At 61.8% G+C, this 26,519-nt stretch carries 23 protein-coding genes and 2 pseudogenes; 14 read left to right on the plus strand and 11 right to left on the minus strand.

The window, feature by feature from the left end; all coding sequences use genetic code 11:
- Nucleotides 1–108 precede the first annotated feature (108 nt).
- From ABEA18_RS23225 to ABEA18_RS23245, 5 genes are all read right to left on the minus strand, one after another.
- Nucleotides 109–783: a GntR family transcriptional regulator gene (locus ABEA18_RS23225; protein ID WP_345453341.1), complete on the minus strand. Its 675-nt coding sequence runs from the start codon at nt 781–783 to the stop codon at nt 109–111.
- Between the two features lie 77 nt (nt 784–860).
- Nucleotides 861–1,538 (minus strand): hypothetical protein, encoded by a 678-nt coding sequence (locus ABEA18_RS23230; protein ID WP_345453344.1) that lies wholly within the window; start codon nt 1,536–1,538, stop codon nt 861–863.
- Nucleotides 1,535–2,392, minus strand: a complete 858-nt coding sequence (locus ABEA18_RS23235; RefSeq protein WP_345453347.1) for an alpha/beta fold hydrolase — start codon at nt 2,390–2,392, stop codon at nt 1,535–1,537. The genes ABEA18_RS23230 and ABEA18_RS23235 overlap by 4 nt, the downstream gene beginning before the upstream one ends.
- Nucleotides 2,393–2,399: 7 nt before the next feature.
- On the minus strand, nt 2,400–3,047 hold the full coding sequence (locus ABEA18_RS23240; protein WP_345453350.1) for a cyclase family protein: 648 nt from the start codon (nt 3,045–3,047) through the stop codon (nt 2,400–2,402).
- Nucleotides 3,044–4,966, minus strand: coding sequence for a flavin-containing monooxygenase (locus ABEA18_RS23245; protein ID WP_345453353.1), 1,923 nt, complete (start codon nt 4,964–4,966; stop codon nt 3,044–3,046). The genes ABEA18_RS23240 and ABEA18_RS23245 overlap by 4 nt, the downstream gene beginning before the upstream one ends.
- A 470-nt stretch (nt 4,967–5,436) precedes the next feature.
- Between ABEA18_RS23245 and ABEA18_RS23250 the strand changes: the two genes are divergently transcribed.
- From ABEA18_RS23250 to ABEA18_RS23270, 5 genes and pseudogenes are all read left to right on the plus strand, one after another.
- Nucleotides 5,437–6,705 carry an MFS transporter gene (locus ABEA18_RS23250; RefSeq protein WP_345453356.1) on the plus strand — a complete coding sequence of 423 codons (1,269 nt, stop codon included), beginning with the start codon at nt 5,437–5,439 and terminating at the stop codon, nt 6,703–6,705.
- A 221-nt stretch (nt 6,706–6,926) separates the two neighbouring features.
- Nucleotides 6,927–7,880 carry a PDR/VanB family oxidoreductase gene (locus tag ABEA18_RS23255; protein ID WP_345453359.1) on the plus strand — a complete coding sequence of 318 codons (954 nt, stop codon included), beginning with the start codon at nt 6,927–6,929 and terminating at the stop codon, nt 7,878–7,880.
- 364 nt (nt 7,881–8,244) lie between these two features.
- Nucleotides 8,245–9,522, plus strand: coding sequence for an MFS transporter (locus ABEA18_RS23260; RefSeq protein ID WP_345453362.1), 1,278 nt, complete (start codon nt 8,245–8,247; stop codon nt 9,520–9,522).
- 359 nt (nt 9,523–9,881) lie between these two features.
- Entirely contained in the window at nt 9,882–10,397 is a 516-nt protein-coding gene (locus tag ABEA18_RS23265) for a transposase family protein (protein ID WP_345453365.1), read from the plus strand.
- A 312-nt stretch (nt 10,398–10,709) separates the two neighbouring features.
- Nucleotides 10,710–11,569, plus strand: a pseudogene (locus ABEA18_RS23270) (IS3 family transposase); the annotation flags it as partial.
- Nucleotides 11,570–11,670: 101 nt separating this feature from the next.
- On the opposite strand, the pseudogene ABEA18_RS24760 reads toward ABEA18_RS23270, so the two are convergent.
- Both ABEA18_RS24760 and ABEA18_RS23275 read right to left on the minus strand, forming a co-directional pair.
- Nucleotides 11,671–11,835 (minus strand): annotated as a pseudogene (locus ABEA18_RS24760) (HAD-IA family hydrolase); the annotation flags it as partial.
- 12 nt (nt 11,836–11,847) lie between these two features.
- Nucleotides 11,848–12,915 (minus strand): YeiH family protein, encoded by a 1,068-nt coding sequence (locus tag ABEA18_RS23275; protein ID WP_345453368.1) that lies wholly within the window; start codon nt 12,913–12,915, stop codon nt 11,848–11,850.
- A 150-nt stretch (nt 12,916–13,065) separates the two neighbouring features.
- On the opposite strand from ABEA18_RS23275, the gene ABEA18_RS23280 reads away from it, so the two are divergent.
- The 5 genes from ABEA18_RS23280 (at nt 13,066) to ABEA18_RS23300 (ending at nt 19,394) form a co-directional block, all read left to right on the plus strand.
- On the plus strand, nt 13,066–13,971 hold the full coding sequence (locus ABEA18_RS23280) for a LysR family transcriptional regulator (protein WP_345453371.1): 906 nt from the start codon (nt 13,066–13,068) through the stop codon (nt 13,969–13,971).
- 413 nt (nt 13,972–14,384) lie between these two features.
- The gene (locus tag ABEA18_RS23285) at nt 14,385–15,242 is read left to right on the plus strand and encodes a hypothetical protein (RefSeq protein WP_345453374.1); all 858 of its coding nucleotides are present in this window, start codon (nt 14,385–14,387) and stop codon (nt 15,240–15,242) included.
- A 156-nt stretch (nt 15,243–15,398) separates the two neighbouring features.
- Nucleotides 15,399–16,493 (plus strand): endonuclease NucS domain-containing protein, encoded by a 1,095-nt coding sequence (locus ABEA18_RS23290; protein ID WP_345453377.1) that lies wholly within the window; start codon nt 15,399–15,401, stop codon nt 16,491–16,493.
- Between the two features lie 344 nt (nt 16,494–16,837).
- Nucleotides 16,838–18,136: a competence protein CoiA gene (locus ABEA18_RS23295; RefSeq protein WP_345453381.1), complete on the plus strand. Its 1,299-nt coding sequence runs from the start codon at nt 16,838–16,840 to the stop codon at nt 18,134–18,136.
- Between the two features lie 505 nt (nt 18,137–18,641).
- Nucleotides 18,642–19,394, plus strand: coding sequence for a MerR family transcriptional regulator (locus ABEA18_RS23300; RefSeq protein ID WP_345453384.1), 753 nt, complete (start codon nt 18,642–18,644; stop codon nt 19,392–19,394).
- Between the two features lie 156 nt (nt 19,395–19,550).
- Here ABEA18_RS23300 and ABEA18_RS23305 read toward each other — a convergent pair whose 3' ends face one another.
- The 3 genes from ABEA18_RS23305 to ABEA18_RS23315 form a co-directional block, all read right to left on the minus strand.
- Nucleotides 19,551–20,051 (minus strand): hypothetical protein, encoded by a 501-nt coding sequence (locus ABEA18_RS23305; protein WP_345453387.1) that lies wholly within the window; start codon nt 20,049–20,051, stop codon nt 19,551–19,553.
- On the minus strand, nt 20,005–20,862 hold the full coding sequence (locus ABEA18_RS23310) for an IS110 family transposase (RefSeq protein WP_345453390.1): 858 nt from the start codon (nt 20,860–20,862) through the stop codon (nt 20,005–20,007). Before ABEA18_RS23310 ends, ABEA18_RS23305 begins: the two co-directional genes overlap by 47 nt.
- A gap of 204 nt (nt 20,863–21,066) precedes the next feature.
- On the minus strand, nt 21,067–21,366 hold the full coding sequence (locus ABEA18_RS23315) for a hypothetical protein (RefSeq protein ID WP_345453393.1): 300 nt from the start codon (nt 21,364–21,366) through the stop codon (nt 21,067–21,069).
- Nucleotides 21,367–21,595: 229 nt separating this feature from the next.
- Between ABEA18_RS23315 and ABEA18_RS23320 the strand changes: the two genes are divergently transcribed.
- The 4 genes from ABEA18_RS23320 to ABEA18_RS23335 all read left to right on the plus strand — a co-directional run bounded on the left by ABEA18_RS23320 (nt 21,596) and on the right by ABEA18_RS23335 (nt 25,449).
- On the plus strand, nt 21,596–21,985 hold the full coding sequence (locus ABEA18_RS23320; RefSeq protein WP_345453395.1) for a MobC family plasmid mobilization relaxosome protein: 390 nt from the start codon (nt 21,596–21,598) through the stop codon (nt 21,983–21,985).
- 3 nt (nt 21,986–21,988) lie between these two features.
- Nucleotides 21,989–23,620: a relaxase/mobilization nuclease domain-containing protein gene (locus ABEA18_RS23325; protein ID WP_345453397.1), complete on the plus strand. Its 1,632-nt coding sequence runs from the start codon at nt 21,989–21,991 to the stop codon at nt 23,618–23,620.
- A 35-nt stretch (nt 23,621–23,655) separates the two neighbouring features.
- Complete coding sequence (locus ABEA18_RS23330; protein ID WP_345453400.1) at nt 23,656–24,888, plus strand: hypothetical protein; 1,233 nt, start codon at nt 23,656–23,658, stop codon at nt 24,886–24,888.
- Between the two features lie 168 nt (nt 24,889–25,056).
- Nucleotides 25,057–25,449, plus strand: a complete 393-nt coding sequence (locus ABEA18_RS23335) for a hypothetical protein (RefSeq protein WP_345453403.1) — start codon at nt 25,057–25,059, stop codon at nt 25,447–25,449.
- Between the two features lie 519 nt (nt 25,450–25,968).
- On the opposite strand, the gene ABEA18_RS23340 is transcribed toward ABEA18_RS23335, so the two are convergent.
- A complete protein-coding gene (locus ABEA18_RS23340; protein ID WP_345453406.1) occupies nt 25,969–26,172 on the minus strand; it encodes a hypothetical protein in 204 nt (67 codons plus the stop codon).
- Between the last annotated feature and the right edge of the window lie 347 nt (nt 26,173–26,519).

Below are 26,519 nucleotides of genomic sequence, written 5' to 3' on the forward strand. Positions count from 1 at the left end.
ATGGGAGCGATCTCGGGGTTGTCGGGAGAGGGCGGCTCAGTCCGCCGTCGCGCAGAATCGCTCGACGGCGGACTGGACGGATGGAGAACTTCCATGCGTAGGTGTTAGTCAGCTGAACCTCTTGACAGCCTCAACTGCTGCGTATCGTGCATTCCGCATGTGTACGGCATAGGCTTCCTGAGCTTCCTGCCCTGAGCCCGCCACCATGAGCTGGTGAACGACCCGCAGTTCGCCAATTCCCGCTCGGATCCGATCAGCCGACAACGACGCCAGTCGCACCCTGGCGACTTGGTGGTAAATCCGCTGGGACAATGCCGAAATGGTGTTGTTGTGAGCACCTTCAAAGAGAAGGTCGTAGAAAACCTGCTTGGCGTCGAGAACCCGAGCGGCCTCGCCGCCCGCATGAGCCTTCTCAAGCTCGCTAAAAGCAAACGCGAGCCGCGCCTTCTCGTCTTCGCTGGCACGCCCTATGAAGAGCAGGATAGCGAACGACTCCAGAACCTCTCGAATCTCGTACAGATCGCGGACGTCGCTCTCGCCCACCTTGGCAACCGTGGGCCCCTTGCCCGGAACGATCTCAATGAGAGCTTCGGTCTCCAGTTGCCTCAAGGCTTCTCGAACAGTGGTCCGGCTGGTACCGAGGAGTTCGCACACAGCTGCCTCGGTAACCCGGTCCCCGGGCTGGAACCTTCTGGTCAGGAGGCTGCGCAGCTGGATTACGGCCTGTTCGCGAACGGGTGCTGCGCTACGGGTGACTCGATAGTCATCTGCGAGTTCTGTCATGGTAATTCGCTTTCCTTGACGCTCATCGTAAGCAGTACACCTACATGGCGTTTAGCTTGCCCGGCCATCCCGGTATTTCACTGGCTCAGGGGCTCGAAGACATGGCGGACTGAAGCTCGGTGCCACGCGTTGTGAGATAAACGCTCGCGCCAAGCGGTCGCGCGGGCACGCTCGCGAGCGGGGCTCTGCATTGCTTCCGCGCTGCGCAAGGAGTGGAAGGCCACGTGTGTCCATGACTCTTTTGCTTCCTTGCCCGGCGCACCGCTGCTGCGGTCGTTGTCGAGACAGCGATAGATCTGGCAGCCGGCCCAGAGTGGTTCGGCAAGCATGATCGGCAAGTGCTCGGTCGCGTACCACGCCTCGAACTCGTTCCAGTAGTCTTCAGGAACGCTGAATGTCACGACGTACATCAAAGTGGGGTCGACCGCATGCCACGTGTTGCCTTGCGAGATGATCTCCTCACCCACGAAGCGATCAAAATCAACGGTGTTTTCGATGACCCTGCGGGTTTCCTGCGACGGATGCGTGCGCAGTTGCTTGAATTCTGGTGTGTTGAAGACCTCGATGTCCGACACGTCATATCGAACGGCGAACTGTGCTGTCGGGCCCGGTTCAGAGTTGACGTATCGTCTGGCGGCCTCGATGCCGGGCAGATTCACTCGCGAGGGGATGTGCTCGTCGTCGTACCAGCTGTGGAACGCCTCCTCATGACCCTCGACGGGGGTTGACCACGCAAAAATGACTCCCTGTGTCATGCCAGGACCTGCCTTTCTGAGCTAACGCTTTCTACAAAATTCACGACAACTTCAAGTACGCCTTCAGGGCGATCGATATTCGGGCAGTGAGCACCGGGAACAGTTATAGCCCTCCCGTTAGGCACCATGGCGGCAAGATCTTCCGTCCATCCGCGAACGAGAAGCTGGTCCTTCTCGCCTTCCACGAAGAGGACCGGCGCTTGGCAGCTGGCGAGCCGCACAGAAAGCGGTGGCGGGGCGGCAGCCGCGTTACGCTGGGGCGCTTTGACCCGAGCTGCGGACAAGGCTTCCCAGTGGCCAGGAAGCAGGCCGTTGGCATGGCGCTCCTTCACGTGGGCCTCCCACTGGTCGACGTCCTCGACCAACAGGCCAGTAATCCGACGAGCGTCCTCAATTGACTGGTCGTATCGCTGCAGTTCATCGAATGCGACGCCATTCCGGCCATACCCTAGAGATCCGCCGATCGAGACCGCCGAGGTCCACGGTCGTCCGAACCGCGTGCGTGCTGCGGTGACGGCCGCACTTCCCCCAAACGACGAGCCCACGGCGTGAACCCGCGGTGCTTCAATTCCCAAGTTGGTGAGCAACGCCGCGACCACCTCTCCATGGGCCGCCTGCGCAGGGCGATCGAAGAACGTGACCTTGCTAGATGCTCCATAGCCAACCAGATCCGGCGCTATCACCCGGAAACGGCTAGCCAACAGGGGCATCATCCGCTCCCATGCGAGCGTGGCAGAGCTGCCATACGCGCCGTCGTGCAGGAGGACGATCACATCTTCCGCGTCACGAGGTCCGACGTCGTGGTATGCGATGTCAATGGCACCCAATGATGTGCTCAACATGTTTTTGTTCATAGTTCCTTCACCACTCAATAACGAAATTGGTCCAGCCGGCATCGCCCCCGGCCAAGGCAACGGGAGCTGCAACAGCACGCACTCTGCGCTCCTCGATGTGAGGAAAAACAAGGTTTTCCCCGATCAGAACATCGGCACCCAGCAGGCCTCGGTGCAGTTGGAATGCAAAGGTCGCATCCCGATCCTGCGCCGGCAGCTCAGGCGTCAACAGGTCCATGCCGATCATGCTGAGCCCGAGCTCGGCTGCCCAGACGGCCACCGACTCATCCAGACTCGGATGATTGAAATAGCCTGGATCCCCGAACTTGGCACCCCAGCCGGTGTGGATCAAGAGCATCTCACCTCGCTGCGGTTCCGGTCCGCCCGCGAGAATGTCATCAACCGTAATGGTGGTGCCGTACGAGCATGTCGGAGACGAAATCACAGCAGACCCAATGAACCGCTCCAACGGGTACTCGTCGATCGTGCGCCCGTCGGCGAAAGTGTGGCTCGGCGCGTCGATATGGGTGCCTATGTGCGATGGTGCTGAAACATGCTGAACCCTGATTGCGTCGCCATGATCGATATTCAACACATGCTCGGCCGCCACCGTAGGAAGAACAGGGACGCCTTGCATGCCTGGTATCCAGTAGTGCGAAAGGGACATCATGGTCATCGCGCAACTTCCAAATCACGGACGGCCGGTCGAAGGACTTGGAACTTCTCCATGGGCAACTCACGGGTTGCTGTCCAGTAGTCGAGTACGCGCAGTGGCCAGTTCTGCGAGACCCGACCCGATGCACTCTTATACCAGGTCGATTCGTTCGAGGCCCCCCATGCAGTGAGCTTGCTGGCTTCATCGATCTCGGCGACGAACTGGTCCAAAGCTTCCTGGGTGCAATCGACGGCGCCCGCGCCGGTCTTGTCGAGATGCTCGAGGGCCGACATGACGAGGTTCGCTGCGCTCTCCGCGAAGAAGAAGAGGCTACTGCTGACCACGACATTGGTGTTGGGCCCGTACAGGCAGAACAGGTTAGGGAATCCCGGTACGGCGACGCCCATGTAGGCTTTCGGGTCACCGGCCCATTCATTGCGCAGTTTCCGGCTGTCGGTGCCGGTGACATCGACCGAGGCCAGGATTTCCGAAGCCCTGAAACCTGTTGCGTAAATGATGACGTCGACGTCGATGTGCTCGGCGGAAGTCCGGATACCCTGCTCGTCGATGGCCTCGATGTGGTCCGAGACCAGTCGGACGTTCGGCTGGTGCAGCGTTTTCGCCCATTGCCCGTTGTCGCGAAGCAGACGTTTGGAATACGGGGCATATGAGGGAATCACACGCTCCAGCAGATCCGGCCGGTCCTGGTACTGTCGCTCCAGCCCATTTACCAGGTGCTGCCGCAGCTCCTCGTTCTCTGCGGAGACCGATCCCGGCCGGTCCCAGTTGGGATCAACTGTGTAGTACGGGCGTCGGGCGTCGGCCGTAATCCAGAACTGGTACGCACGGTACCAGTGCGAGTACGTGGGGACGTTCTCGAAGAGCCAGCGCAAGCCCGGCTTGACTTCCTCGGTATATGCCGGTGTCCACTCCATCCACGGCGCGCTGCGCTGGAAAATCGTCAAGCTTCCGACCTGATCAGCGATCGCGGGGATCACTTGATACGCGCTGGCACCAGTACCAATGACGGCCACTCGCTTCCCGGTGAGATCTACATCCTGGTCCCACCGGGCCGTGTGGAATGCCGGACCGGCGAATGAGTCAATCCCTGGAACATCGGGAATCTTCGGCTGGTTCAGCTGGCCGACGGCGGAGACCATTGCGGAAAACTCAGCATCGTATGGCCCGTCCGGGCCGTCGAGCGTCAACTGCCAGGTACAGGAGGTCTCGTTGTACGTAGCCGCCAACAGTTCTGTCCCGAAGCGAACGTTCTTGTCGACACCGAACTCTGTGGCCACCTCGCGTAGGTATCCCTGGACCGCCTGTTGCAGCGAAAAGTCGTGCTTCCAGTTGTCACGAGTGGCGAAGCTGTAACTGTAGATGTAGTTCGTGGTGTCGACACGGCAGCCCGGATAGGTATTCTCATGCCAGACGCCACCAAAATCGGCGTTGCGTTCGAAAACGGTGTAAGGGATGCCTGCTTGATCCAGACGCCGGGCCATCAAGATTCCGGACATGCCAGCACCGATGATGGCAACAGAGAGTCCGGCCTCCGATGACGTTGACGCCTGCCAGCGCGGCGCACCTTGATCGTGGGGAATGCCCAACTGGTAACGCAGCATATCCTCAGTACCGTCATCGATCGGCGTACCAACGAGGTACTCGATGAGCTCACGGTCAACCGGCGCATCCACGGGGTGGGGATCCTTTCCAGAGATCGCCTTCAACCCACTGATTGCCAACTCCAGTGCGGCGCCGTCGGTCACCCCGGCCACGGCTCTGCCCAACACCGTCACGGACCGGGGCCGAGCTTCCAGCGCGAGGTAGTGACGATCGCCTGTCAGGTGGGCCAGTGCCGCCAGCAGCGGGACGAGCTCGCCCTGACCGATAATCTCTGCCAATTCGGGCTCAGTCAGTGCTTCGATATCAAGAACGCTCACTTCAACTCCTGGGAACAACATTGGTCAACAACGGATCAGCCGTTTGAACAGGGGACAAAAAAGCTATGAGAAGCACATTACCGTATTATCATAATACGGTCTAGCGTCTTCTGCGCGCCGGCTTTGAGCGGCACTTGTGGTGCGCAGCCCCGTTGCGCAACGCCGGTCGAACACTCAAGCGAGCCGCACGGATCCGGAGCAGCTCCTCTGCCGGGCTTGCTGGCCAGCAGGACGGGTGGGCCGCTGACTTTCTTTCGCTTAGTCCTTGCAATTGGACTATGGTCATACGATACTACAAGCAGTTGAGATGTTGGTCACACTACTTCTCTTTGAGCCAGACTTCCCGGAGCCACCCGTGAACTCGGCGTCGCCACAGCGGATGCACTCACATCAGAAGATTCACAAGGTGTCGCAACCAACGCCCTCATCCATCAAAAACGTCAACCAGTATGTAGGGAGCAGGCCAAGCCATGGTCGAAAGCAACAAAGCACTAAATAGTTCGTTGCCCATAAAAGTTCGCAAAGCCGTGCTGGTGCTGGTATTTTTCGCGGTTTTCATCGACGGCTACGACACCGCGATCCTCGCCTTGCTGGTTCCGCACCTTGCAGACCAATGGGGTTTGAAGGCTGCTGCCTTTACCTACCCCTTGGTTCTGACCAGCCTGGGGGTCGTCGTCGGGTATCTCACGTGCGGGTCCCTGTCCCGGCGGATAGGTTTGAAACGGACATTGGTGTTCGGTGTCGCACTATTTGGGGTCGCCACCTTGATGAGCGCGGCCGCTCTGCCCCTTGAGTCCATGAGCCTGCTCAGCGTGACTCGAGCCGTCACTGGAATCGGATTGGGCATTGTGGCGCCGATAGCCATCGTGATCGGTACACAGAACGGCCCCGCCGAAAAGCGGCAGTCCATCGCGGTGTTCACCGCCACGGGCCTGATCACCGGCACAACGGTTGCGGGATTCTCCGGCGCCCCGCTCATCGATGGCCTTGGCGCTGACGGTACACTTTGGCTCTCTGGCGCGGTACCGCTCGTTCTTGCCGCACTGCTGGCGTACCTCGTCCCATATTCTCCAAAACCTGTCGAGCAGGAGAAAGTCGGCGATCACAGCAGCGCCGTCGCGGTCCTTGGTTCGGAACTGCGGACGTCCACGTTGGTGCTGTGGATTGCCTCTTTCCTCATCTTCGTAGTGAGCTACACCCTGAAGTCTTGGCTGCCGACGCTCTTCGAAGCCTTCGGCATTGACCGCTCCACCGCAGGTCTGGGGTTGGCGTTCTTCGGCCTCGGCGGAATGGGCGGCGGCTTCATCCTCATCGCGGCCTCCGCGAAGTTTGGCGCCTCAAGGCCACTGGTTGTCATGTCCATGACTGCGGCACTCGCGACCGCCGGCGTCGCTCTGCTTCCGGTGAATCCGGTCGTTCTGATGATTCTGATCTGCATCTCCGGCATGGGTATCACAGCATGCACCGTGGGGCAGGCCGGCATCGCGGTGTCAGTCTACGAGCTATCGGTCCGCGCCAAGGGAGTCGGATGGTCGTCGGCAGCTGGACGAATCGGATCAATTGTCGGACCTGCGATTGCCGGTATCCTCCTTGGCTTCGCCTGGCCCGCACAGGATATCGTGCTGCTGCTGGCGGGACCGATCCTCCTCACCACTGCGTGTTGGTTCATCCTTTCCAAGCGCCTGGCACGCAGGGAAACCGCTGAGCAGGAGAAAGCGGACGCCTACAGCAACTCATAGTCAAGACCTTGGAGGTGCGCGTCGCCCGATATTCGAAGCGGGATATTCGGATGAAGTCACGATCTAAACGTGATGGTCAGCGGGGGCGGATTGGCTGGTCGCAGACCATAAGCGTGCATCTTGGATGTGCAAACTTTCCCGAAATCAAAACACCAACACAATCGGTTGAGGTTCTCAGCAAGCCTGAAGTCGATTGATAAAGCACCGAAAGAAATAAGCCAATGATCACCACCCTCGAATGTCTGACCCTTCAGGTCACTGAGGCGACTGTTATCGCCGACAATGTCGTTGAAGTATCGTTCCAACATCCGGAAGGACGGCCCCTACCGGGTTGGGAACCCGGGGCCCATATTGAGGTGACTCTTCCTTCGGGACTGACCCGTCAGTACTCACTCTGCGGGGACCAGAAAGACCAATCCAGGTACACGATTGCCGTTCTGCGTGATGAGAACGGCCGCGGTGGATCGAAGGAACTTCACGAGGTTGTCGAGGCCGGCTCCGAGCTGCGCGTGAGCCTACCTCGAAACAATTTCCACCTTGTAGAAGCTGACTCGTACCTATTCATCGGCGGAGGGATCGGAATCACACCGATGATCCCGATGATCCAGCAGGCTCGGAACTCCGGCGCTCAGTGGTCGCTTGTTTACGGCGGACGCCGCGCTAGTTCGATGGCCTATCGCGAAATGCTCAGCTCCTTCGGCGAGCAGGTGGATCTGTGGATCGAATCAGAGCGAGGGTACCCGGACCTGCCCAGTATTCTGGCGAATGCACCAGCTGGCACGATGGTCTACACCTGTGGACCAAGCGTGATGATCAACGCTGTTGCGGAGGAATTCTCCGCTCACAGCCACCTCGGTGGCCTACATTTCGAACGATTCGCTGCCAACGGACCAGTGGACATCAGCGGCGACTCGTTCGAGGTGGAGCTCCGGCGAACGGGCGTCACGCTCAAAGTCGCAGAAGGTGTAAGTGTTCTGGACGAAGTTCTCAAGATTATTCCGAAGCAGCCTTTCTCGTGCAAAGAAGGATACTGCGGTGACTGTGAGACAAAGGTACTCGAAGGCGAACCCGATCACCGGGACGATTTCCTCACTCCTGCAGATCAAGATTCCGGCAAAGTGATGATGCTTTGCGTAAGTCGATGCAAAGGGAAAAAGCTCGTACTCGATTTGTAGCCAACAGGGCCCCCGTCTCTTGAAAAGCGCCCAGCGGGGCGCGGGCACAGGGTGAACGTGGGCCGCCCCTCAGGTACACGGGATCGTCCAGCAAACCGACGTACACCCTATCTACACCTTTACTCACGATGCCCCCGATCCATCCGGATTTGGGGCATCGTCCATGGACAAGGCGGCATCGTTACTTCTTCGGCAACCGGGTTACCGGAAATATGCACCGCATGCTCAGGTGCGCGTTGGACTTCGCCGCGACTTTCTTTGCCAAATCATGGATCCGCGCCGAGGTATTTGGCTCAAACAGTGGATCAGCCATGTTTTCGAAATGGCACCAACCCTGCCCTTTATGATGTGAACGGAGCGCTGAATGCCAACCCCGACCAGGCCTCCCGGGAAATTGCCATTGGCCGCCATGCTGGCCACTGTGGCCTTCGGCCCGATGCTGCTTTCCAGCCTCAGCGCCACCAGCAACATGGTAATCGGCGAGCTGGGAATCTCCGCGGCGCAATTCGGCCTCCTCGGGACGGCGTGCTTTGCCGCGGGCGCCATCGGCAACGCGGCATTTGGCAGGTTTAACGATAAGCAGTCCGATTCCCTGCTGCTCACCCTGGTCGTTGGCATGGCCGCCGCGGCCCTTGCCCTGGCCGCCGTCCCCAGCGGTTATGTGTTGCTGCTTGTCGCGTCGGGACTTTCCGGACTCGCACAGTCCTTCCCCAACGGAGTCACTAACCGGATTTTGGTCGAACGAGTCCCGGAGGACAAACGCATCAGCTGGATTGGTGTCAAGCAATCGGGTCCACAGGTAAGTCAGCTCGTCGCATCCTTGGCCTTCCCAACCATTGCGGCGTGGATCGGCTGGCACGGAGCCAACGCCGTCGGTGCAGTGGTCGCCGGAATTCTGGGCATATTGACCGTGCGCACCCTGGCTGCCCTTCCGCTGCTCCCCAAGGTCCCCACACTGGTCGATGCCCACCATCCGGTGCCCATCCCCGCAGTTCCGGTCAACAACACCACCCTGATCTACGCACTTTCAGCCTTTGGCTTCGTCAACGGCATGGGCGTGCAGGCCACCAACGTATATCTGTCCCTATATGCGGTGCGCGAGCTGAACTTTACCCTTGTCCTGGGCGGGTTTGCCGCGGCCGCGGCGGGAGCGATAGGTGTGGTGGCACGCGTGGGTTGGGGGCGGATGATGTCCCGCGGCATGGCCGCCGCACCCCTCTTGCTGCTGCTAGCTGCGATGGCTCTCTCTGGTGCACTCGCCTTCATCATGGCAGGGAGCACCCGGTCCCCGGCTTTCCTCTGGCTCGCAGTGGCCCTGCATGGCGCTTCGGCCTTAGGGGTCTCGGTAGTGTTGATGGCTGCGGTTGTTCGCAGCGTGCCAACCTCCTCCATGGGCATGGCCACCGGCTGGGTCTCCGCCGGCCAATTCGGCGGCTTCACCATCGGGCCGCTGACCATGGGCGCGCTAATCAGCTCACCGGGCGGATTCACCTTGGGCTGGAGCGCCGTGGCAATCGTCTATGCGCTGTGCGTGCTGCTAGCCCTTTACCTGGTACTGCGTCGACGTCGCAAAGAATTGCCAGGCTCCCAACAATTGATCGCACACCCTGAGGCCAACTCAACCGAAGATGTTTGTCATTGACGCAGACGAAACTTTGCCGAAAGTCGACGGGCGCGAGTTCCTGATAGAGAGTATCGCGACTTCATACTTCTTTCCGAACCGCCAATTTGTGGCCTCCTAAAGGCAGCGAAGAAACGACTCCGATTCTCAGCAAATGAGTGCAGAGACGCCCTTCGTGTGCGGTATGACAATTGTTCAACCTGAACTACCGGCACCTGAAGCAGACATCACCGGTCCTTCGCAGATGAGCGTGGTTAGGGCTGTCTGAGGCCGAGGGCGGGAGTGTTCTGATGCCGCTGCGGCGTGGTGCGGGAGGAGAGAGGTCAGGGTCTCTTTGAATTGGTAGCGACCAAGCTTCCAAATAAAAAAGAGACCCTGATATGCCCAATGCTACTTCCTGCCCGGGCGGTCGCTGGTGCGATCGGGCAGACGCGCTTCTTGGTGTCGACGGCATCCACGTCTGCTCTGTCACGGCGGCCGGGACCGGCCTGGTTCTGCACGTTGAGACAGAGGAACCTGTTAGCGGTTGTCCGGACTGCGGTGTCGTCGCGGTCGGGCACGGCCGCCGGCAGGTCCGGCTCCATGACATCCCGTGTTTCGGGCGGCCCGTGCGGCTGGTGTGGGCCAAGCGGGTCTGGCGCTGCCCGGATCCTGACTGTCCCAGAACAACCTTCACCGAAGAGCATGAGTTGGCCGGGCCCCGGGCGAAGCTGACTGCCAGGGCCGTTGCGTGGGCGACCGACGGGCTGCAGCGTTTCGACACGTCGGTCTCCGCGCTGGCCCACCAGCTCGGTGTCTCCTGGCATACGGCCTGGGACGCCATCAAGGCAGAGGCAGCCCGGCGGATCGCCGCGGGCCGGCCGTCTGACTGGGGTGAACGCGCTAGGCGTGGATGAGCATGTCTGGTCCCATACCGGCCCGCCGGGTTCCGGGATGGTCACCGGGATCGTGGATCACGCCCGCGACGCGAAGGGCGTGGTTCATGCACGGTTGCCGGACCTTGTTCCGGCCGGTCCGGGAAGGCCTACGCGGACTGGCTCAAAGCCCTCGGCGAGGAATTCACTGCCGGCATCAAGACCGCCACTCTGGATCCGTTCCGCGACTACGGGGACCCACGACTATATCAACGAATTCTGGCCCCGGGACTGCCCCCCGGTTTTGTTGACTCCTTGACCTAGCGAGCTGGTGCTCGTGGAAGGATGTTGACCATGCCTACGGCTTATGGGGCGGAGTTCCGCCAGGATGTTATTGATGTAGCCCGCAAGGGCGAGGCGCCCCTGGCGCAGATTGCGAAGGATTTCGGGCTCTCGGTCACGACCTTGAAACGCTGGATTGCCATCGCCGAGCGCAAGGAAACCGGGGCCGGCCCGGCGGCGGCGGAATCGGCCGAGATGCCGGAACTGAAGAAGCGCAACCGCGTGTTGGAGCAGGAGAATGTGATTCTGCGCCGGGCTGCTGCCTATCTGGCCAGGGACATCAACCCAAAATGATCTACCCGCTGGCCACGGATCTTGCCGCCGACGGCGTCCCCGTGGCGGTGACCTGCAGGGTGTTGGAATTCAGCAAGCAAGGCTATTACCGGTGGAGAACCAGCCCGGTTATGGAACGGGACTGGGCGGATGCGCATTTGGTCAACGCCGCCCTGGACATCCACGTCGACGATCCCGCCTTCGGATACCGTTTCATCGCCGACGAACTCCCGGAGAAGGGCATCACGGCGGGTGAGAACAAGGTCCAGCGCTTGTGCCGGGACCACGGCATCTGGTCGGTGTTTTCGAAGAAGCGAGGCTTGAACCGGAAGCCGGGACCGCCGGTTCACGACGACCTGGTGGAACGCGACTTCACCGCCGCGGTGCCGAACGAACTGTGGCTGACAGACATCACCGAGCACCCTACCGGTGAAAGAAAGCGCTACCTCTGCGCGGTGAAGGACGTCTACTCCGGAAAGATCGTCGGGTGCTCGATGGACTCGCGGGTGAAGTCCTCGCGGGCCGTGGCGGCGCTGGAGAACGCGGTGCGGTCACGTCGCCCCGCTGCGACCGTGGTGCACTCGGATCGCGGCACCCAGGACGATCCTTCATCGGGATGCTTGAGTCTCAATGCCTTCGCCATGGGGAGAAGCTGCTTCGAATCATGAGGTCCGGGACGGCTTTCGGTGTCGGCGCCTTCCCTGTTGAGCCAGATTCCGGTCCACCCTGCCGCTTGGGCTCCGGCGACGTCATTTGCCAGTGAGTCGCCGACCACGTTTCGCGGTTCCCCGGGCAACAGCTCTAAGGCGATGTCGAAGATTCGGCGATCTGGCTTTTCGACGCCGGTCGAAATCATGAGTTCCATGGCGGTGTGCTCCTAGATGAAGTGCACGCCGACAAATGCCAGCGCTGCGATGAGACCCCAGGAGAGCATGGCGGCAATGATGGCCCTGCCACTGGTTTGGAGCAGAGACCGGACCTGTACTGATGCCCCGAGCCCGTAGAGGGCTGTGGCAAGCAGCAGGTCCTGGACGGTGCCGGCGACTTCGAGGACAACGGGTGGAAGGATCCCCAGCGTCCGCAGAACGATCATCGCCATGAACCCGGCCACGAAGAGCGGGATCAGCGGAGGAAGCTTGATGCCGGTATCCTCAGCGCCGTTTCCCGTCCGACGATGGCGGAAGCGTCCCACCAGTGCCGCTCCGGTGACCATTGGAGCAAGCATCAGCACACGGGTGAGTTTGATGATGAGCGCCCCGGCAAGGGAAGCGGTGCCCGCCGTCTGCGCCGTTGCTACAACCTGCCCCACGTCGTGGACGCTTGCTCCCACCCAATATCCGAACTGAACATTGTCCAGGCCTAGAGGTCCCTTGAGCGCGGGAAGGGCCGCGATCGCCAGCGTTCCGCACAGCGTCACGAGGGCGATTGGAACGACGGTGTCGCGGTGATCCGTCTTGGTGACCCCGCTCATGGCCCCAATGGCGGAGGCCCCGCAGATGGAAAGTCCCGTGGCGAGAAGCAGGGGCTGATCGCCCGGAAGTTTCAGCGCCTTGCCCAGGACCAGCGTTCCCATGAAGGTCAGCAGGACAATGCCAACCACGATCGCCAGCGTCTTCCAGCCCAGCGCAGCCACATCGATCAGGCTGAGTTTGAGACCCAGCAGAACGATTCCCAGCCGCATGAACCGCTTGGCGGAAAGCACCAGCCCGGGCTGCAGGACTCCTTCCACGGCCGCACTGATCCCGGGGAGATTCGCAGAAAGAATCCCCAGCATGACTGACACCGTCAGGAAAGGCATCACCGGGACGGTCGAATGGATCAGCCACGCGATCGCGACGGCGGCCACGGCCGCCGCCAGTCCGGGCAACGGCTTGCTCCGCAAACCCCGGGGAAGCAGAGCATTCTGCCGCGGGTCCTTTAGGGGTGCGGCTATGTCTTGTCTCATGCTTCTTCGATCCTCCCCGAACCGGATGCGCCAGGCCCTGGCTGCTCATCTCCCAATTCTCGGCCGGGATTCTGTCCTGGGATAGCCGTCTTCTTGGCATAGGGATATATCAAAATCACAACACATGTCGCATTGTTATATACTTTGCGCATGGCAAAGTGGCCGGATCTGACCATACTGGAACTAGTGGTTGGAGTGGACGATTACGGAAGCCTCAGCGCCGCCAGCCGACAGGCGGGCCTGGCTCAACCCAACGCGAGCCGATCGATCAGAGTGATGGAACGCCAGCTGGGCATGACCCTGCTGCAGCGCAGTCCAACAGGCTCCACACTCACCCCTCAAGGCACAGTCGTAGCCCACTGGGCGCGGAGAATCCTCGCCGAAGCACGGCAGATGCTGGAGGCTACCGATTCCCTCCGCACCGAGAGACGCACCGCACTCACGGTGGCCGCCAGCATGACCGTCGCCGAGCACCTGGTGCCCAGTTGGCTTGGCACCTTTGGAAGGCTGCACCCCGAGGTGCGGATACACTTGCTTGTCCATAACTCCGCACAGGTTTTTGAGGATGTGACCAGCGGAGCCTGCGATATCGGCTTCGTGGAATCCCCAACCATCCCCCGCACCCTGCACAGCCTCACCGTGGCGCGCGACGAACTCGTCGTCGTCGTCCACCCCAAACACCCTTGGACCCGGCGCCGGGAGCCGATCTCCATTGCCGAACTAGCATCGACATCGTTGCTGGTCCGCGAACCGGGGTCCGGCACCCGGATCACGCTTGACCTTGCATTGGCCGAGTACACGCGTGCGGCTCCCTTGCTCGAACTTGGCAGCGCGGCCGCAATCCGTACAAGCGTTTTGGCCGGCATGGGTCCTTCAGTGATGAGCACCCTCGCAGTGGCAGACCAAATAAAGACCGGAGAACTAAGGATCATCCCGGTCCAGGACCTTGTCCTTCATCGCGCGCTGCGCGCGGTGTGGAACGGGCCCCGTCAATTATCAGGCCCGGAAGCAGAGCTCGTCCGGCTCGTTCGCAGCCCGAGAACATCCCAAACCTAGACCTCACGACCAACACCTGGCCGGGGCAAGACTCGAACGATTCGCGTCTCCACACACACAGAAGAACCTCGCCGTGGTTGTGAACACGCCAGGTTTCGGCTCCCGGCGCATTGGGGTAGCGGCACTCCCCTAATCCTCATGTTGAACACGGCGGAGTCGGTACAAGGGAAACCTTGATCATCGGCCATTAAGCGCTGCGAATTAGGTGCCAAATAGCCCTGCGATTCACATTCCGGGGCAATGGTCATTCTGCCGGCGTGGGGTGCGGTGTCTCGTAAAGCTGTAGCTTTTTGCGACGCCGATTCAAAGCTGTGAATCGCGGCAAGAGGTGGAGCGGCCAGATGCGGCTGCAACAGCATGACGTGCTGGGGTTCCTCCCGGCCGACGTTGCAACCCTGTGATACGACGTGGTCATGGCCAAGATAGAGAAGAAGAAACCCCTGGATGTGTTCGAGGATTATGCGCGCTCCCTCGTATCCATGTTCACCGGTCTCGAAGTGGAAGAGTTCGACTTTGGCGGCGGCAAGGTACAGCGCCCGGATTTCAAACTATCGGACAACGGTCAGCTGGTCGGGTATTTGGAGGTCAGCTCCGATGTGAACCGCGAGGAACTGGAGTTCTATGCCGCGCTGCATAAGCTCCGCGGGAACGACGGGACGCAAGATCTTTCTGTCGCGGTTGGCGGCCTCGTGCGCGACTGGATTGTCCACGTAGACCCCGGGGCGAGGGCTAAGGACCTTCTCGCCAGAGTCCCAGCGCTACTCACGGAGTGGGAAGCCGCGCGGGGAGGTGACTGGCTCCCAGATGTCGACTCTGCAATCGGACTCTGCGACCGTTCCGACGGACCGGCGCTGGAATTGCTGTTGAACCTGAGGGATATCCAAGTTTCTTCGCTCCTGTCATTGCCTGTGAAAACTGGGGGAGAGCCGGGGCGCTTTATTCTTCAACAGCAGTCGCTCGACACATCCCGCGCGGACCCGGTCGCCGAGGCACAGAAAGTCCTCAACCAACCCGACAATCTCAGAAAATACGAATACAGCAGCCTTCCATCGGAAATGTTCGTGTGGCTCTCCGGCACGGAAGGGTCCTTCGGTCTCGCGTCGAAGGGGCACCACCCGTACGAACTTCACCCGCTCGCTCCATTACGTCTCCCACGGAATGTTCGACGTGTGTGGTTGGCGGCGATGCCTGCGTACAACGTCCACTGGGCCGAGACTTTATGGACCTTCACTGCCGGGGACGGGTGGGCCAAGCTGATTCCTCGATCTTGAGACGACCATTGGTCGCGTGCGAAGGTCCGGTCCCCGCGGTTCGCGTAGAACAGTGCCTGTAAGCCGGCCGGTTCCTGACGCTCGACGCAGCCAATCCCTGTAGGTTGGAACCGGTGTGGTGGCGCAGGGCTGCCGATAGAGACGGAAGACCAGAGGATGCCGGTAGAAGTAGGCCTATGGCGGGTGGATGATCGACCGCACCGGATACGCCCCTCGGCCATGCCGCTGGAGGCTAAGCTCGAGCAGCTGATTTTGGACGACCCAGAAATCTTGGAAACCAAACTGTTGTTGCTCGGCAGGCAGGTTCCGACAAAATACGGCAAGTACATCGACCTCCTGGGTCTGGATTCAGAAGGTGTCTTGCACATTCTGGAACTCAAGCGGGACCGTACTCCGCGGGATGTGGTTGCCCAAGCCTTGGACTATGCCTCCTGGGCTCAGGAGCTGGGCAATGAGGATGTCCGGAACATTTTTGCCGCCGGCAACCCCGGCAGCAGCTTGGACGAGGCCTTTGCCCTGCGGTTTGACGGGGCGCCTGTCCCCGACGAGCTGAATTCAGGGCACGTCATGACCATCGTCGCCAGCGACCTGGACCCCGGCACTGAACGAATCGTCGCCTACCTGAATAATTCCCATGCTGTGCCGATCAACGTGATGATGTTCCGGTACTTCAGCGATAACGGCCACGACTATTTGGCCCGCACCTGGCTGATCGATGAGACCGCCCCCGTAAGCGTCTCCGGGGCAGCCCGGACCAAGTCGACCCGGGCCGCTTGGAATGGGCGGGACTGGTACGTAGCTTTCGGCATCGACGGGGGCTCACGCTCGTGGGACGATGCGCGCACCTACGGATTCATTTCTGCCGGAGGTGGCGACTGGTACTCCCGGACGCTGAAAGGCCTTCCCGAAGGTGCCCGCATTTTTGTGCATGTCCCCCAGCACGGCTACGTCGGTGTGGGCACTGTCCAAGGGGCTGCCAAACCGGCGGATGACGCGGTCCTGACGGTGGATGGTTCCGAGCGGTCGTTCCGGTCGCTCCAGCTGCACGGCCAGTACCGGCATCCGGAGGCAGACGCAGGAACAGATGCCGCCGAATACATCATCCCTGTCCAATGGATCGAAACCGTGCCGCTGGATGACGCGGTGTGGCGGCAAGGCATGTTCGCCAACCAGAACAGCGCCTGCAAGCTGCGCAACCAGTTCACCATCGACGAACTAACCACAGAGTTCAGACTTACAGACCAGCCCTGATCCGGCCCAGCCGTGATAGCACGAGAAGCGTAAGGGCTTCGCTGGCCAGCACCTTGCCGAGCGCTGGATGCCGACACCTAGTGCACATCGCTCTTCTTGGAATCCTTAGTTGTGGGAGTGCCGGGGAGCCGCCCCTACTCCGTCACAGCGCCCTGCTCCGGATCGTTGATGTCACGGATCGTCCGAACATTTCGGCGTCCCTGCCGGATATTAAAAGTAGTCGGGTGCGCCGCCAAGGACTCCGGTCAGCGTTGCTGATCTCGTGGAATGACGTGTCCGGCCCTCGTTCCCGGCTACCAGAGGTATTCTCCAATCCGAGAGCCAATTCCGCTGGGGAGGAAACCATGCCGCTTGCCGCCTATCTGTCCGATGAGCGAATCGAGGCGCCATTCCTGAACGACGAGGAATGGGCGGATCTCCGACGCCGGTGGAAGACCGGAGAACCGCTGATCATGGCCTGCGGCCAACCGGGCAAACCCCGGATTTCCCGACGTGGTCTCAAACACTTCTATCACCACGCCGACGCGCACTGCACTCTGCATCCTGGCGGGGAATCGGCCGATCATTTGGAGATGAAGTCCTTGGTCGCAGCCGCCGCGCGGGAGGCCGGCTGGGAAGCGGTTATCGAATTTCCGGCTCCTGACCGGTCGTGGATCGCCGACGTCATGGTTACGCGGGACGATAATCGATACGCCGTGGAGATCCAGTTCTCACGGCAGGATGCCGACGAGTTTCGGCGCAGGCAGAAGCGCTACGAGGGCGAGGGGGTTCAGTGCTTCTGGCTTGTCGCAGAGGTGAACAGGGAGGCTGCCAGCGTTGTGCCGTCCGTGATGATCGGTGGTGCGTCCGGTGCGCGGACTCTCAGTCTGCCGGCGGCCTTCGCCGGGTCCGAATCGTTGGATGCGGCAGAGGCGATCGCGCATTTGCTGAACAGGAGGGTGAAGTCTTTCGTGGAACCTGTCGTCCGGGCCTACGCGCTGGATACGGCCATGGTGAAATGTTGGCGCGAGGGCTGCAACCGGTGGATCACTGCGTGGCGCCTGGATGACCTGCAGGTCGAAACACGGTGCGGTCAAAAAGGCACTCTGCTGGCAAAGCACTATTACGGCTCCCGGTTCTTCCTCGCCGACAGGATCGAGCGAATCATTGTCGACCGTGTGCTGCCGGTCCTGAAGAAGTCTGATTTGCCTGCACCCATGTTCCTGGCAACCAGATTTAGCAAGACGGCCGGGTGCTCTTACCTGGGGTTGTGCTGCCCTTTCTGCAACGGCCTCCAGGGAGATGTTCCGCTTCGCGACCAAGGAGTCACGTGGCGGAGCTACCTCATCGAGGACTGGCTCCCGCTGCCCATAAAACGACGTGCGTTGGCCGTCCAACACCTGTGTCTGGACATCGGCCGCGGGCACTGTAGCCAGGAACCCTCTGAGCCGGAGGGGCCAGCCTTTCCAGATGGCAGGCTCGTCGACTTGGAGGCGTCGCCCTTGCTACTGACGCAGGAGCTTCCTCTGTTGCCGAAGCGAGGGCAGCCCAAGGATACGGATCCGTACGTAGACCGCTACAAGCACCGCTACGAACAAGGGCGCTACACCAACGCGGATGCTTTGGAATTCGTGCAGAAGATAGATTCGGCTACCACCGGCTGAGCTTTGTCCATCAGACTTGGCGCTTGGTGGTCGGACGATGACGCCAAGCGTCGGCGGCCGTCGTGAGGAGCCAGCCTCAAAGCGCCGGCTGGTCCGGTGTCCGTAACCGGCGGCGATACTTTTCGCTATCCCCGATAGAGGTCAAATTGTCTGCGTAGGGGCGAGCGGTCAAGGGTCCGGACGCCCATTATGGAGTGGCGCGCTGCGCCCTTGATGGCCGGCCAGAAGCAGTGACAATCAGAGGTCGGGGTGGGGAGAACTCAGGAGGCTGTGCGCATTCGCCGGTTGTATTGGGTGAGCTTCCTGCACGTGGCGACCTGGCGGTTGTGTGCAGGCGGTCAGGTGGGTCCAGTCGTCCACAGGTGTGCGGGAAATGCCCGCAGGATTTAGCTTTTGCCGTGCCCCTGATGCTCCTATAGGCGTCAAATTGGATTTTGCGGTTGGTTGGGACCCAGCGCGCACGGTGCTTGATCCTGACGCCGCGTCAGGTCCTAGGGTGGGAAACATGTTGGAGACCGGTGGGCAGTTGTGGAGCATTGGCGAGCTTGCCACGTTGTGCGGGGCTACTGTGCGGACCCTGCGCTATTACGACCAGATCGGTCTGTTTCCCGCAACAGGCCGAACGGACTCCGGGCACCGCCGGTATTCGGAAGAGGATGTCCGCCGCCTCTACCGGATCAGGGCCCTGCGGGCGCTGGGCCTGTCTCTGGAGCAGGTCCGCGAGGTCCTGGCCGCGTCGCCGGACGACGCCGGCGCCGTGCGGCGGCTGCTCGCCAGCCAGTTGTCGGCGCTGCGTGACCAGGCGGAGCAGGCGCTGCGCCTCCAGCGGCAGATCCAGACCTTGCTCGACAACATGGGCGACGCCATGCCGGGCGTGGACCAATTCATATCAATTTTGGAAGGAATGACCATGTACGAGAAGTACTTCACGGAGGAACAGCGCGCCGAGCTGGCGCAGCGGCGGGACGAGCTTGGTCCGGCTGCCGTCGAGGATGCCAGGACCACGCTTGCCAGCCTTGTCGAAGAAGGCCTGAGTCACCTATCGGCAAAAACACCTGTGGATGACCCAGCGGTCCGGGACTTTGCGAGGCGGTGGGATGAGCTCGGTTCCCAGTTCCACAGCAATGACGAGACCAAGGCTGTGGCGCGGAACATGTGGCAGGAAAACAGCCCGGAGCTGAGCGCCGCGCTGCCATGGCCCGCGGACCGGCTCCAGGAACTCGTCACGTACCTCCAGCGGGTCCGGGACGCCGGCTAGTCGGAAACCCCACCGGCCCAGACGCTGCAGCCGCAGGGCTCCTAGCCCGTGGGCCGATCCATGCCTTGGTGGTGGAACTACGGGACACGGAAATGTCGCATTGCACAGGACTGGGACGGGATGCAGGCGGTGAGGTTGAGCTGTCCATGGCTGGGGTCAATTCGGGTTATCCACGGCTGGATTTTTGGGAGCCGTTGGGGTGGCTCCCTCGGCGGTGGTAGCGGTGGATAACCCGTGGGAATTGTCCCCGGTTGTGGACAGGTGCTGTTGGGTGAGCCATTGTCGGTACGTCTGGGCGACGTGATCGTTTCTGGCGATCCCTCGTTCTATGCGGGAGAGGTTGGAGGGCCACTGGTTGAGTTGTTCGCCGGCTTGCTGCAATGTGACGCCGAGCTGCCGTCTGAGGGGCCGCAGGTCGGTGATGTCCGGCGCTGCAACAGGGCTGAATATCTGGCGGTAGATTTCCCGGGCGACGTAGCGTTTGAGGCAGCGCATGGTTTCTCTTTTGCTCTTGCCGTCGGCGGTTCGTTTGGCGACGTAGTCCTGGGTTCGGTGGTCTGATTGCATGCGGGAGAGGACGACGTGGTGGAGGGCACTGTTAGCCTGGCGGTCACCGCCTTTGCTGAGTCTGTGACGGTTGGTCTTGCTGCGCTTCATTGTTGATCCGTTCGGGGTTGTCCCCGACTGTGACAAGGAGTTGGGTGGCAACTTCAACGCCTACGCCTGTCAGTTCGGTCAGCAGCGGGGCGTATGAATCAAGAATTTCCTGCAGGAGCTCATCGGTAGCCGCGATTTCGGAGCGCAGGGATTGATACCGCAAAGCCAGCGTTTTCAATGTCAACGCCGTGATGTACTCCGTGTCCGCGGGGTGCCCTGAGGGCCGGGAGCGGGCAAGCGCGGTGATCATCGCGGTGGTGGCGAGGCCGCGGTACTTCGACCGGATCGTTTCCGGTGCGGAGACGAGCAGGCTCCGGATTTGGTTGATGGCGATGGTGCGCGCCTTCATTGCCGAGGCCCGCGCGGTCCGCAGGACGCGGAGGCATTCCACTGGTCCGTCTTTGCTTTTGGGGGTCGAGATGCCTCGTTCGGCGAGCACAGATTGGGCTGCCTGGTAGGCGTCCAGTGGATCTGACTTTCCCCGGATTCTGCGCTGCTGACGGTTTGGCCGGTTAACCTCGAAGACCTTCAGTTCTTTCCTGGCTAAAACGCGGGACAGTTCGGCCCCGTAGGAACCTGTCCCCTCCACCCCGACGGCGCTCACCGTGCCATGGCCGGTGATGAAGCCAAGTAGTTTGCTGTAGCCGGCGGCTGTTGCTGCGAACTTTTGATCAGCGATGGGTTTGCCGTATTCGGTGACTACGGCGACGTGGTGGGTGTCGGCGTGGGTATCCACGCCGACAATGACTTTGGGTAGTTCCTCGGCCAATATGGCGACAACCCTGCTCTTCCTGGTCCTTGTGTGTTGCACGTTGGCCAGGCCGGCAGACAGCACGGTAATGGGACTACAGCGATTCAGGCTCCTATTAGGTCATGTCCGCCTGGCTCAACGGGCTTGGTGCTGGTCCTGAACCGGCGGACAAATCATGGGAAAGACAGCGTTCGCACGCGTCAGGTGGGCGACGAGTCACGCCGGTTCAGGACCTTTACCATCATTACCGTGGGCGAGGGGCTGCTACGCCGATGCGCCCGTCACGGAAGTTTCTTGGCCGGCGGTCTTCCGGTTGCGGGGGCGGCCGCCGGTTTTCTTGGCCGGGGCGTCCAGGCCGAAGCTGCGCAGGTCGGAGTCGGTCCAGTCTGCGCGGAGGGCTGCCTGGTAGTCCTTGGCGTACTTTTGTTCGGCGGCGGCGAGCAGCTGGGCTGCTTCGGCGAGTCCGACGCCGCTGGCGGCGGCGGTTTTCACTGCGTTGACTTTGACGTCGCGGGCGGCGTCGATTTTTGCGGCGGCTTTTGCGGCGATGTCGTTGATGTCCATGCACCGACTCTAACCGCTCCCCAACCCGCAGGCCGGGAGTGGTTTTCCGGTGGGTCGCACCCGGGGCCCGAAAAACCTCGAAACCAACCGTCCGGAGCAAGCTATACACTTACACGGGTGTAAGCGGCTTGTCGCGTTCGACTCTGGCGGTCGGGTGCGGCACACTGGTCAGTGTGGTCCCCGGTTCCGGGGTCGCTGCGCTGGACTTCTTGAAGGATTGGGGGAACGAGTGGCCGAGGAGAATGCTGCCCGTTCCGGGCTCTCCCGGCGGCGCCGTGAGAACACGCCCGCGGGGACGAAGAAGCGCCGTGACGTGTGGGTCACCGTGGAGGAAGAAGCCGCCCTGGTCGCCCGGGCTGAGCGGGAGAAGGTCACCGTCCCGAACCTGCTGATTTCCTCGGCACTGTCGGAGCATTCCGATTCGCCGACGGAACGCCGGGCGGTCGCTGCGGAACTGATGTCCTTGCACAATCTGCTGGCGCGTTCGTCCAACAACATCAACCAGCTCGCACGGCAGGCGAACGCGACAGGCGAGTTCCCGGCCCAGGCCCGCGAAGCACTGAAACATATCCGGTCCGTTGCGATGCGGATCGATGACGCCATTGACGGTCTGATGTAGCCGATGATTCCGAACATCACCCGCGGTTCACGCATGGGCGGGCTCATGGTTTACCTGGCCTCGACGGACGCCAACAAGACGAAGAACGCCCACCAGGACCCGCACCTGGTCGCCGGGGACGCTGCGATCATGGCGTGGTACGACGACGGGGTGCTGGACCGCGACGATGCCCTGGCGATCGCCAAGCATCTGGACCGGCCGCGCAAGATGTTCGGGGTCTCGGTGAAGATCAAAGACCTGCGCTGGGACGCAGCGAAAAAGGAACGCGTGCACGTCGGATACAAGGACGCGAGCGTGTGGCACTGCTCGCTGAGCCTGCGCGCCGAAGAGGGCGCGCCGACGGACCAGCAGTGGGGCGATATCGCCAACGACTTCGTGGACTCCATGGGCTTCACCGAGACCAGCGGCAAGGCACCGTGCCGGTGGGCCGCGGTAAACCACGGCACGAGTGAGAACGGCAACCACCACATCCACCTGGCCGTGTCTCTCGTGCGGGAGGACGGCACCAAAGCATCCACCCATGGTGACTACAAGCGTGCACAGCAAACCTGCCGGGAGCTGGAGGTCAAGCACGGGCTGGAACAGCTCTCCACGGTGCACGCCACCCGTGGCTACGACCGGGCCGAGAAGGCCACGGCCGTCCGGGACGACCGCGAAATGCACCGGTCCTCCCTTGCACGGAAGGTGCGCGCCAGCGCAAGCGCCTCCGCAACGGAGGCGGAGTTCGTCCGCCGGGCCCGCGACACCGGGCTGCTGGTGCGGCCCCGCTACGCGAAGAACACCACCGACGTCATTGTCGGCTACTCCGTGGCCGAACGGCCCGCCCCGGGGGAGCGGCCTATCTGGTTCGGCGGCGGGACCCTGGCCTCCGACCTGAAACTCGGCGCCCTCCGGGAAGAATGGCCCGACGCCCCGCACCTGGCCACGGACGCCGCAGCGGAATGGAACGCAGCGGCCCGGAACAAGCGCACCGTCTCACGGACCGGCCCCGAGAACGCCACCCCGCCGGCGGAAGCATGGGTGGAATACACCCGCAACGCGGCCGCCTTGGCGGACCAGCTACGCACCATTCCACGCGAGGATCACGCGACCTGGGCGAAGGCCGCACGGGAAGTATCCGGTGCGTTCGCCGCATGGTCCTACCGGCTTGAACCGACCCCCGGGCCGCTAGCGGCCACCGCCGCTGAGCTGTCCCGCACCGCCCAGCTGCGCGCACCACGACAGCACGGCAAACCTGTCGCCTTGCCGTCCATTGCGGGAACTGCCATGTTGTTCATGGCAGCGTCGAGCAAGAACAAGACAGCAGCCCAAACCGCGCTCATGGTACAGCTGATCAACACCGCCTTCGCCGTGTATGAAATGCACGCCCAGTCCGGGCGGACCCGTGAGGCCCAGCGCATCCGCTCCGTGGTCGAGGAACGGCTGGCCCCGTTCACCGCCACCATGCCCCAGCCCGTTCCGGTCGGTGCGGAACAACAACCGGCCCCTGACGGTGCAGTGGCGCCGAGGGCGATCGATATCGCCCGGCGCGGCATGGTCCCCGTCCGTCCGGGATCAGTAGTGCCAACGACGGCGACACCGGCGAAAACCGCCCAGCCCGTCCGGCGTGACTCCGGGCCGGCCCTCGACCGATAACCACCACCACTAACACCAACTGCAAGGGGAACAGCATGAGTGAATCAGATAGAATCGATGACGTCCTGGACGGCGGTCTGCGGCAGTCGCTGATGATCGCCTCACGCATTGCCGAGACACTGGCCCGCCGCCGCCAGGAGAACCAGCGGCAACAGGAACACCAGGACGCCCAGACAGCCCACGAAGCCCGGGCACGCCTCGCCGCCGAACGCAGTACCGCGCACGCGGCGCTTGCCCCCGTGGAAAAGGAGCAATGGTGGGACAAGGCACAGCCAGCCGACATCGCCACCGCCCACGCCGTCGCCGAAGGCTGGAAGGACCACGACCCCGCCGCGCTGGCAGCCTCGGAGACGATCCGCAGGCAAGTCCTCACCCGTTACGGCATCGACACCCACGACGTCGGCCCGGACGCCGCCTACCTGGAATCAGGCATCCAAGCCATCACCACTGGGAAAGCCCGGCAGGAGGAGCTGGCCCGCAGCCAGGAAGAGACCCGCAAAGCAGCCGCCGAACACGAGAAAGCCATGAGCCTGCTCGCAGCAGCCCGCACCGAAGAACTCCGCGCCCAGGCCGCCACACTGGCCCGGGAAATGGAACGCCACCAGGTCCCTGTCGAGTACCTGGCCAACCCCGAACTGGCCCAGGCACTGCAGACCGCCCACAACGCAAAGACCCCCAAGGCACTGGAAGCAGCGGACGCCACCGTGCAGGAACGTCTGTTCCTCATCGGCAAGGACGGGATCAACGGACCCGATATTGACCAGCTGCGGAAGGAAACCGCCGCCAACATCAACGGCGCCGGCAACTCCCACTTCGAGGATCCCGCGTTCGTGAAAGCCGCCAAGGACATGCACGAAGCCAGACTCCTGGCCGAAGCCGGATTCCAAGGCTCCCCATGGATGACCGTGGAACAGCGGTACAAACGTGCCGAGAAGGAACTCTTTGCCCGGATGGAGGGCGTCGGCCGCGAGATTGAGGACCGCGTCACCGGCAACGACAACAGCCGTCTCGCGGAGCAGGGCTTGAAAGCGGAGAGCACGTCGGCCGCCGGGTACGGCTCGGCCGAACACCACGAGAAATTCGCCGAGTCGCTGGCCACCACCGGGGCGAATGAAACCCAGATCCGCGGACGGCTGGCGGCAGCCCGCAGCGAGGGAACCCACCCCAGCGCAGCGGTGACCATGGGCAAGGGCGCCGCCAAGGCCAGGAAGTCCCGCAAAGGTGCAGGAGCTGGCTCGGAGAGAGGCAAGAACGGCCTGACCCGCTGAACACCTAGCCACACGGGAACCATCAACAGGTGGTCAGCGCGTGGCCTGGTCCGTCCGCTTTGAAGGATTTCGGGACACGGGAAAGGCGGCCTCGCCGCAAGCGTGCCGGGAATCATGACAACGGAACCGGACCGGACTTGTGCCCGAAGGGGGATTAGGCTTCGGCCCATGAGGATAGCGAAATCCGACACGGTTGCCGGATTGCCGGCGCCCGTGGCCAGGGACCTGGTGCGCCTGTACCGTGGCGGCACCTTCGTGCAGGAGTTGGCCGACACCCTTCTCCGCAGGAACGGCGTCGAAGACACCGAGGCAGTGTTCGCGCGCATGGAGAAGGCCGGCTACCTGGTGAAGGCCGACACCGACGACGATCCCGGCTACCTCTGGTGGGAGGCGACAACCCGCGGAAACGCCCTCGCCATGGCCAGCTTCGGCAAACCCGTCACACTGATCAACGGCGGACCGTCTAGTCGCCGGCCTGCGGGAACGCGCCCGGGTGTACAACGCCGCTCCCGGGATGCCTCTGTTCGTGGAGCGGCTAAGGATTTTCGGAAGCTACCTTGATCCGTCCGTCGACCCGCTCGGGGACGTCGACGTCGAACTGTCATGCGCACCGGAGACCAGCAAAAGATCAGTGCATACGTGCGGGCCAGCGGCAGGACCTTCGATTCATTCATGGGAGAGCTTTTCTGACCGCAGAGGGAACTGATCCGGAAACTGTACCGCCCTCGATGGTGAGGTGATGGCGCCGTTCATTGGATGACGCGTACCGATTGGCATTCCCGGAAATGGAAAGATCTCCTCTTATTGAGGTCGTCCTTTATGCAGATAACGAGCCCGTCGCTCGTTCTGGACTCGATTGTTCCGACCCAGCCCCGGGTTCCGAGCCCCCGAAGCGACACGACGTCACCGGGGCTGAGACTTGCCCAGATCACCAATGGGTGCTTCCGCGCCCCGTCGCGATGCTGTTCATCCAGGCGCGGGTCGCCCGTTGCGGCTCCGTCACGGGCTGTCCTCTCGATGGGTCTCGGACGCCCGGCGCGGGGGAGTCGGAATGACCGGAACAGGCATGCTGGCTCTCATTCAGAGCAGATCGAGTTCATGGGTGAGGCCGAACGGAACATCGGGGCTGAGGACGAGCTCGAAAGTAGCGTGGTCGACCCTGGTGACAAGAATGCCGCAAGCCGCGGCTTCGCTGCGGAGCAGGGCACAGCTCTGCTCAAGCTGCCTGTCCCTTGATGCGGGGTCCTCGACTTTGAGGGTGATCCTTGAAGTTGTTGTGGGCATGCGCCTCTCCTTATCCTGGCAATTCGGAGCTTTATTTGCATGTAAGTAAGGATGTTCTGGCCAAACACGGCAAAAGCTGTGATGACGCCAGCGGCAACGGCAGAGGCCTGCAATGCCGAACGGTAACGTCCTGCTGCGCATAACCGGCGTTATGGCGGGCCGGCCATAACCTTGGACAGCTGAATTTTTATGTCGCGGTGGTCAATGATCTCGTGAAATTCTCAGACATGGCTCCCGGCATGGGAATTCTCGTGTGCGGGCGACCTCGATGTGTCAGGTTGGAATCTGGGCTTCCACTAAGGACTGGCAATGAAAAGGAGTTTGAACCCTATCCTTACGGCTTTCAC

This window comes from Arthrobacter gyeryongensis (assembly GCF_039543785.1).
In the GTDB taxonomy this organism is placed as follows: domain Bacteria; phylum Actinomycetota; class Actinomycetes; order Actinomycetales; family Micrococcaceae; genus Arthrobacter; species Arthrobacter gyeryongensis.